General features: G+C 35.5%; 5 protein-coding genes and 2 pseudogenes. 1 reads left to right on the top strand and 6 read right to left on the bottom strand.

Annotation, left to right across the window (positions count from 1 at the left end; genetic code table 11):
• On the bottom strand, nucleotides 1–198 hold a 198-nt coding region (locus ADA01nite_RS22470; protein WP_218029599.1), incomplete at its 3' end, for a hypothetical protein.
• A gap of 48 nt (nucleotides 199–246) precedes the next feature.
• Between ADA01nite_RS22470 and ADA01nite_RS20820 the strand changes: the two are divergent.
• Nucleotides 247–1387: pseudogene (locus tag ADA01nite_RS20820) on the top strand (IS110 family RNA-guided transposase).
• A 970-nt stretch (nucleotides 1388–2357) separates the two neighbouring features.
• On the opposite strand, the gene ADA01nite_RS20825 reads toward ADA01nite_RS20820, so the two are convergent.
• The 5 genes and pseudogenes from ADA01nite_RS20825 to ADA01nite_RS20845 form a co-directional block, all read right to left on the bottom strand.
• Entirely contained in the window at nucleotides 2358–3392 is a 1035-nt protein-coding gene (locus ADA01nite_RS20825) for a glycosyltransferase family 2 protein (protein WP_146812356.1), read from the bottom strand.
• 26 nt (nucleotides 3393–3418) lie between these two features.
• Nucleotides 3419–4432, bottom strand: coding sequence for a glycosyltransferase family 32 protein (locus tag ADA01nite_RS20830; protein WP_146812357.1), 1014 nt, complete (start codon nucleotides 4430–4432; stop codon nucleotides 3419–3421).
• Nucleotides 4433–4462: 30 nt separating this feature from the next.
• Nucleotides 4463–5761 carry a glycosyltransferase family 2 protein gene (locus ADA01nite_RS20835; RefSeq protein ID WP_146812358.1) on the bottom strand — a complete coding sequence of 433 codons (1299 nt, stop codon included), beginning with the start codon at nucleotides 5759–5761 and terminating at the stop codon, nucleotides 4463–4465.
• 147 nt (nucleotides 5762–5908) lie between these two features.
• Nucleotides 5909–6584 (bottom strand): annotated as a pseudogene (locus tag ADA01nite_RS20840) (transposase); the annotation flags it as partial.
• A gap of 991 nt (nucleotides 6585–7575) precedes the next feature.
• Nucleotides 7576–8228 (bottom strand): FkbM family methyltransferase (locus tag ADA01nite_RS20845; RefSeq protein WP_146812359.1); only part of this gene is annotated, 653 nt, incomplete at its 5' end.

An 8228-nucleotide genomic window follows, 5' to 3' on the forward strand; every position in this document is an offset into this window, starting at 1 on the left:
GACATGAAAATCGGGTTTGCGGTTTTTCTTTTTTTCCCACACTAGTACTATCCCGGGGGTTGCATCTATACGTGGCTTTTTTTGGTGGTTCGACCCTGTGCAGAAAACTGTGTGGAAAGATGTTGAGTACAACCCCATGTTGACATCCCTCTTTGTCTCACGGCGATGATCACGGACAGAAAAATGCTGATTTTCCATCTTTCCAGCAACCCTCGGTATTTTATCAAACGAAAGGAAGAAGAAAAGATGCGTGCCATTCTTACACACTGTGCTGGTTTGGATGTTCATCAAAAAAACATTGTCGTCTCGGTTTTGATTGGAAAGGAGGAGGAAGAGCCTCAAGTTGAAACGCGTTCCTTTCCCTCGATGACACGCAACTTGTATGAGATGCTTCAGTGGCTTGAAGACAAAGGCGTCACGCATATCGCCATGGAAAGCACCGGTGTCTATTGGAAACCTGTCTATAATATTCTCGAAGGCTTCTTCGATATCACGGTAGCGAATGCCCAACGCATCAAGAATGTTCCCGGTCGCAAAACCGATGTGTCCGATGCGGAGTGGATCGCCACCCTGCTTCGTCATGGACTCATTGAAAAAAGTTTTGTTCCTCCGGCGGACATTCGGGAACTTCGCGACCTTACGCGCCTTCGTAAAAAGTGGGTTGGCACTCTCACCGCCGAAAAAAATCGGATTCAGGACGTGCTCGAAGCCTCCAATATCAAGCTTGCCACGGTTATTTCGGACATCTTTGGCGTGTCAGGACGTGCGATTCTCTCCCGTTTAGTGGAACAAGGATACCTCGACAAACGGGACATCGAATCGTGCGTCGTCGGACAGGTCAAAAAGAAAGTCGCTTCCCTTTCCGAATCCATTTTTGATACGCTGGATGCCCATCAAATTTTTATGATTCGCCAGTCATGGAATCATATTGTTTTTCTGGAAGAATCGCTTCAACAGCTTGAAAAGGAAATCGAGAAGCGTCTGGAACCGTATCAACAGGAAGTAGAAGTTATCACCAGTATGCCGGGAATCAAAACGGCAACCGCGGCATGCGTGATTGCGGAAATGGGCGTCGATATGAACGTGTTCCCTTCCGAGCATCACCTCTCTTCGTGGGCAGGAGTATCACCGGGAAACCACGAGAGTGCAGGTAAAAAAAAGCACGCGGACGACAAAAGGGAACCCGCATATAAAGACTGCGCTTTGTGAAGCCGCCTGGGCGGCCTCTCGAACGCGAAATACCCGATTGTCGGCAATGTTTTGGCGACTGGCAGCTCGACGTGGCAAGAAGAAGGCGTTAATCGCGGTAGCACACAGGATGATCATCATTTTGTATCACATGTTATCCAACAAAGTGAAGTATCGGGAAGACACGATCGCGGCGTAACCTAATAGGATATCCAAACGAAATCGTTGATATACCCAGGACACGAAAACCCGTGGGCCTTGCTTTCTTATTGCCTTTTTTAGCTACTGTTGATGTACCACCATGGTTCCTGCCTTTTAGATTTTCACAGAAAAAATTTAAGTAACTACTCAGCCTGGCGATAAAACTATATATAGTGTTTAATAGGAACAAAAAATCTATATGTCGTGATTTAATAGTTGGAATTTGCGCTTACTTTTATTTGCAGATTATTTTAGTACACTGAAAGTTGGACGAATCTAGCAGCAACGTCTATACACAGTGTTTAAAATACCACAACTATCTACATATACGGGCCAATTCTCTATTAGGTGGCTGAGTAGTTACAAATTTAATTAATCAAAAAGTCTACCTCTGTGTAGCCTTTTAACTTTAAAGTTTTACAAATTTGGTCAAAGTATATAGATGAAATTACAATAAATGGGCGTTCTTCTCTCAGAAGCACATCATCTGGATAAAGCGATTATGAACGAGCAATTCTTTTATTTTATTAATACTATGACTTAAACGAAGATAGTCACGTATAAATAAATCTTCATATAGGAATACATTAATCCCGTAATCTTTCGCTTCCCTTATTAATAACTCTTGGCTATGGAATTCATCTATCTCCTTAGTAGCAATAATGGTTGCTTGATTTCCACAGTTAACCGCTTCCTTTGCAAGCTCTAAAAGGGCTCTTCCAGCTCCAAAGTGAAGAAACGTATATAAATATCATTTGAGGTTTCGACATTTGTCTGGTGGTATAAGGTTGGAAGAAAAGAGGGGAAAAACAAAAACGATACAGAGGAGGGAAAAAGCGAGTACTTTTTCCTGCCGCGGATTCGTTTTTCTCTTTCTTTCCAACTTCTCTACCCTTCTTCCACGAACGAATGTCGAAATATCAAGTATGATTTATATAGTTGCATATAGTATATTCATTCTTTAACTCCTATGAAAAAACGAAATAATGTACATTATGAATTAATTGATTTTTGTTTAGAAAATTGATTATTTCTTCACGTTCAAGATTACACATTGTTAATATAATACTGTTAAAATTTAAAGATTTAATCATTTGTTTAGGGGAAATAATCGGCAAATTATCTTTGTACTGACCCCATTTTTCTTTTTGAAAATCAGTAAATGCTTTCACAACCATATTATGATGCGGACTATTTTCAATTTCTTCTTGTAAATATCCAGCAAATTCTCTTGTTCCCCATATATAAACTTCATAACTTTTTCCTTCACAAAGAAACATATGGCGAATATATTCCAATTTAATGCGCAAGGAAGTTTTAACCTGAATTACTCTCTTTTCTTGGCTAATACCTTTATTAGGTGTAAAACCACACTCAACAAGGACTTTAGGTATTTTCCCCACTCTATATCCTTGTTTAATAATACGTCCTACAATTTCATAATCTTCTGTGGCAATATAATCAGGAGCATATCCCCCTAGCTTCATAAGTACATCTCTTCGAAAAGCAAGCGTTGGATGCGCGTAAGGAGCCATGACGGTATAATTATCCTTAATTTGTTCATAAGTGCATAATTGGTTAGAATAATTCCGAAACCTTATAATGCCCTCTGTTAACTCTCCTTCTTTTGGAACCATTTGAAATTGAGTACCGACCAAGGCATAATCTGGATTATGAAATAAAAATTCCACCTGCTTCTCTATTCGGTCATTTCTACATATATCCCCACTATCTATTCTTATTACATATTCACAATCATTATCTAACATAGAAATACCCTTATTCAAGGCAACTGTAATTCCTTGATTTTTAGGTAGTGAGAATACCTCGATTCTTTTATCCTTTTTGCTATAATCATTAAGTATATCTATTGTATTATCAGTAGAGCAATCATTAATAACAACAACCTTAAAATGTTTATACGTCTGTTCTAATAAGGAATTCAGTGTTTGAGCTATATCAGGGTCACCATTATAAACAGGTAGTAGAACATTAACCTTCATAAATTCATCTTCGCTTTCAAAGAAAATTAATAAACAATATGCAAATTAAGTAAATCCTCCAAAGAAACAATCTTTTCATCGGTGTAGATTTCTAATTTTTTCTTTATATTAGAAAAGTCATACGTGGGGGTAACCACTACAATTTCAAAATCAAATTTAGACAATGAATTTATATCTATGATAGGAATATCCTTATAAGACTCCCCTGATTTCTTACTATCAATTATAACCGAGGTTCTATCGTAAACATCTTGTATATTGTCTACTAAATACTTACTCAAAACCCCTAATCCATATAGAGCTATTTTCCTGTATCTACTTATACAATCTTGCAAATATAAAACACGGTTGCTATCTTTTTCTATAAGGTGTGCTAGGATTGTATAATTCTTTTTATATTTAAGGTAATTTCCCTTTAACATATCACTGTCAATCCAGGAACCTTTATAATGATGTATTGAATAATTTTTTACCCCTTGTTTTTGGATATAAAAGTGATAACTGTCAAAAATAATTATTTCCTCATTATTGTTTATTATTTGTGTTTTATTATTCAATTGAAGATTATACTCTTCTTTTAAAAGCCTTGTAATAATACTTGGTATTGTTTCGGGAAATTGATGTATTAGTTGCTCTTCGGAAAAGCTATCATAAATATCTATAATTTTTTTTATAAATGAGGAATATTTCTCAGTTCCGATAATACCAGCAGCGACATAATTCTCATCCTCAAATCCGAGAAAGCTGTTAAAGTTCAGAAATGAGTTTAGTGTTTCTTTAATCTCCATATCTGTATCTAAATAAATACCCCCATGCTCATATAAAATTTTCAGCCTTACATAATCACTTACAAAAGCCCAAAGTTTTCTTTCATACATCTTCTTTGTAAAAATGTGCTGGTCTATACTGAAATTTTCTTCATTCCACTCATAAAACTCATAATCATGTAAAACTTCTTTCCAGCCCGTAATATATTTACTTATATCTTCTGGTTTTTCTTTTTTTCCAAACCAGCAGTAATGTATTTTTTTGGGGATCATGATAACCTCCCTAGAAAGTAGAAATCATGTCTATTTCTTAACTTCATTATTCCAATAAAGTTGTCCATAAATAGACATCTTAACATCAGGATTTTCATGATACAAACGATAAATTTTTGTCTTTTTTCCCTGAAAACATTCTGAGAGTTGCTCAAATATCTCATTTTCAAATTTAAATGATGAAATTAAAACTAAATCTAACGAGTTTGAATAATAGCTCTCTATATTATTAATTTTATAACCACCAATTTCTTTTCCTATCAAATTAACATTTGAATCAGCTATACCGCATATATTTATATTTTTAAAGTTCAAGTACCTTAGAAGTCTATCAGTATGCTCTCCTCCACCATATATTACAATCGATTTTATGCCTCGTTTCAGCCACTCCCTTTCTTTTTCTTCCCAGAATACATATAAATCAAAGTTACTTTTTACCGAGTTATGCAATATTACTCTTTGTTCAATCATATCCATTATTTCATTAAATATAGGGTTGCTAGTTAAATAAAGAAGGCCGCCCACAATTTCTTCTTTAGGTTTCTGAGATACAAAACATAGGTTAAGGTATTCCTCTAATATTACATTTAACTTTATATCACGGGGAATTTTATTACTATTTAATAAATCAACAAAATACTTACACGTTCCCCTCCAACTTTCAATTAACAGATTTCTATAATTGGCTGATAATCCATCAGATTGATAATCACAAATGTAAATAATGTCATTAAACCATCTGAATTTATAGCCTCTTGAAGCGATTTCATTCCAAAATACAGCCTCTGTTAGAAATTTTTCTCCACTATACTCAGGAATATTCACCTCTCTTAATAGTTCAGTTCTTATTACTTCTGCTTTATCTCCCTTAATATTATATATGTATCTAAAGTCAATGCTATCGGCATCTAAATATACCCCTTGAAATGTATTACCAATGATATTCTTTTCGTCATATCCACGCAATCCCGCTACTCCAGCATATTTTCTTTTTTGTTTATCAAGGCCTTCCCATACATTCCAAATCTTCTCTAGTGAGTTTTTTAACAAATGATCATCAGAATCTACAATAAAAAATAATTCTCCTCTTGCAAACTCTAATCCCTTTTTAATTGCACGATGCTTCCCTCCATTTTCTAAGAATAAATACTTAATATCTACTTTATCTTCATTTATAAACTTTTGAACTAACTGATTAGTAGAATCTATACTCCCATCATCTACAATTATCCATTCAAAATCAGTAAAAATTTGGTTCTTAATACTATTATATAGTCTTGATAACGTATGTGCTCTATTATATGTTGGAGTAAAAATTGTTATTTTCATTAGCTATCCACCTACTCCATACTTAGTATAAATAACTAGACTTGTCTAAAATCACTAGTGGTGCATAAATAAATACAAAATTATCAGATTTATATTTTCTTTGGTTGTAAGCCAAAAAGTAAAGCCCCTAGTAAAGGTCGTCCCTACGAAACGGTTTGTGAGCAGCCGAAGGTGATTTCCCTTCGTATCCACGACTTCCAAAAGCCGAAAGATGTTTTCTGACCGATTCTACGTCGTCCCGATATATACCATTCGGTCTGACAAAACCGTACTTTCCTCCGGAAGAGAAAAAGAGTGGATCTCACGTATTACGGCATTCTTCTTCAGTCGCGAAACAAAAAAGTATTCCATCATCGGTCATCCGGTCAAAGCGTTCGTAATCTACATATCCACAGTCAAACACGTACATGGCTTCTTTGTCATCGACGAGCACTTCTAACTGACCACGATGATGTTCATTTGCTGTTGTAATAAGCGCTTTATCCGGATAGGCCGTCTCTTTATCCATGAAAACGAACCGAAAGTAAAATTTCACGCCTGCCTTTGTTTTCTGGAACTTCGCCCATTTATAATGCGTGAGGTTCAAAGGTAAGATGCTGGAATCAACGGCCTTTAATGGCACCGGCTTTATGTTTTTTTGATGAAACCTTTGGATTTGTTGCACAAGATCCAGGAACACACAGGAAAGTATGACGGGTTCCACGCTATTATTTTTTCGGGATAACTGCGAGACACGAATCGACTCAAAACCAACGCTTTTTTGAAGGTCAGTATCCAGTAAAGCATGGTTTAGAGCGCGAAGGCTTTCTAACTCTTGTATTTCGTGTATTCTTGTCCATAACCGTGTCCTTTACGCTGGATTTGGACAGGAAACCATCTGTACTTTCCATTGCAAAGGATTTTTTTATTGGCAAAAACAATATATTTCAATATTAGGATGATTTTTAACACTGAAAAATGATTAATGCAATACTAGTGGTCTAAAATATATATAAAATGCCTTTATAACGAGCTGCTTAGTCATTTGGCTATCGGCATGTCACCCACAATCTTTCGCGAATGCAAATCGCTGACCAAATAAAGCCATCCATCACGGGATGGGACGTCTGCCACCCATACTTGCTTCGGTCTTTTTATCATAAACTTCCGGTTTAATGTATTCTCATGAACCGGAAGAGAATGCTTGGAATTTGTCGTCCCCTTATATTTCTTTATAGTAAGAGACCGAAGGTCATACGCTTTCATCTTTATCAGCAGTTCCACTGTTTTCTATGAAAATGGATGAGGTAAGAAGTAGGAGGAAAAGAAAAAAATCAAAAACGATTTGCGGAAGGAAAAAGCGGTCGCTTTTTCCTACATCTCATTCGCCCTTCTTCCTCCAATCCTCTTACTTCTCACCATATGAGCCCGTAATACCTGTCTTCCGTTTTCATGTGGGGACTTGTGGCTGATATGCCATGGTAGTTTTCTGTGAAACTTGAACGTCTTCTCTCTGTAGAAGCTTCGTGATTTTCAGGATGCTGTATAGTCTGCGAGAATCCAGAAATATCTGCTGAATTCTAACTATGAACTTTTTTCTTCTTTGCTCCTTCCAGCTCATAGGACGGTTTAGCCACTCATAATACCCATTTCTGGAAACCTGAAATACCTAGCACATCTTCTCCAACAGAAACGTATGACAATACCAATAGATAAAAGAAAAGATTATCGCTGGTCTTTGGAGAAGTCTTCTCAAGTTATGTTAAAGTTCTTTTTGTGACTTAATGATCCATGCAGCTCTAAGAGCAAAAATTATACAAAGCACTCATATAATCCTATTTAAAATTCATGGCATAAATCAAACCAGTAATATCACAGTAATATGAGCTAAATAATTTATAATTACTTTTTAATAACATGTTTATTAAATCTGTAGTTCCTTTTCTATGCCATTCTAACATTATGATATTTATATTTCGTAAAATATTATTATCATATAAATCTTTTAAGATTTCGTATTCAGCACCTTCACAATCAATTTTGCAGACAATCGTCTGATTAGAGTGTTTTTCAATAATCTGTTCTATAACTTCAGATGCCCTCCTTACAACCGCTCTTTCCTTCTTATAATTACTTTTTTCATAATCTTCTATGTTATCATAGACTATACTCATTCCCCCTTTAAAATTCGGATTATAATCAACATCTATTTCTGCATTTCGAATACCAAGTCCAAAATTATAGGCTGTTATCTTTTTAGAAAGTTGAGGATTCATTCTTATATTTTCCATTGCTACTTCATACGTTTCACTAAACGGTTCAAAACTATAGACTTTAGAAACACTTTCTCTATTACAAAAATAAAGTGATGCTATTCCTATATTCATACCTATATCTATTACAACATTGTTATTATTCCCAGTTTCAAAATCATATATTTTCGAACCCAAAACCTCCAAAAGTATAGATAATTCATTATCATTACTTA

This window comes from Aneurinibacillus danicus (assembly GCF_007991215.1).
GTDB classification, from domain to species: Bacteria; Bacillota; Bacilli; order Aneurinibacillales; family Aneurinibacillaceae; genus Aneurinibacillus; species Aneurinibacillus danicus.

Excerpts from the sequence above, each read along its gene's own strand:
- ADA01nite_RS20825 (WP_146812356.1), bottom strand. The coding sequence starts at position 3,392 with ATGAAGGTTAATGTTCTACTACCTGTTTATAATGGTGACCCTGATATA.
- ADA01nite_RS20830 (WP_146812357.1), bottom strand. The coding sequence starts at position 4,432 with ATGATCCCCAAAAAAATACATTACTGCTGGTTTGGAAAAAAAGAAAAA.
- ADA01nite_RS20835 (WP_146812358.1), bottom strand. The coding sequence starts at position 5,761 with ATGAAAATAACAATTTTTACTCCAACATATAATAGAGCACATACGTTA.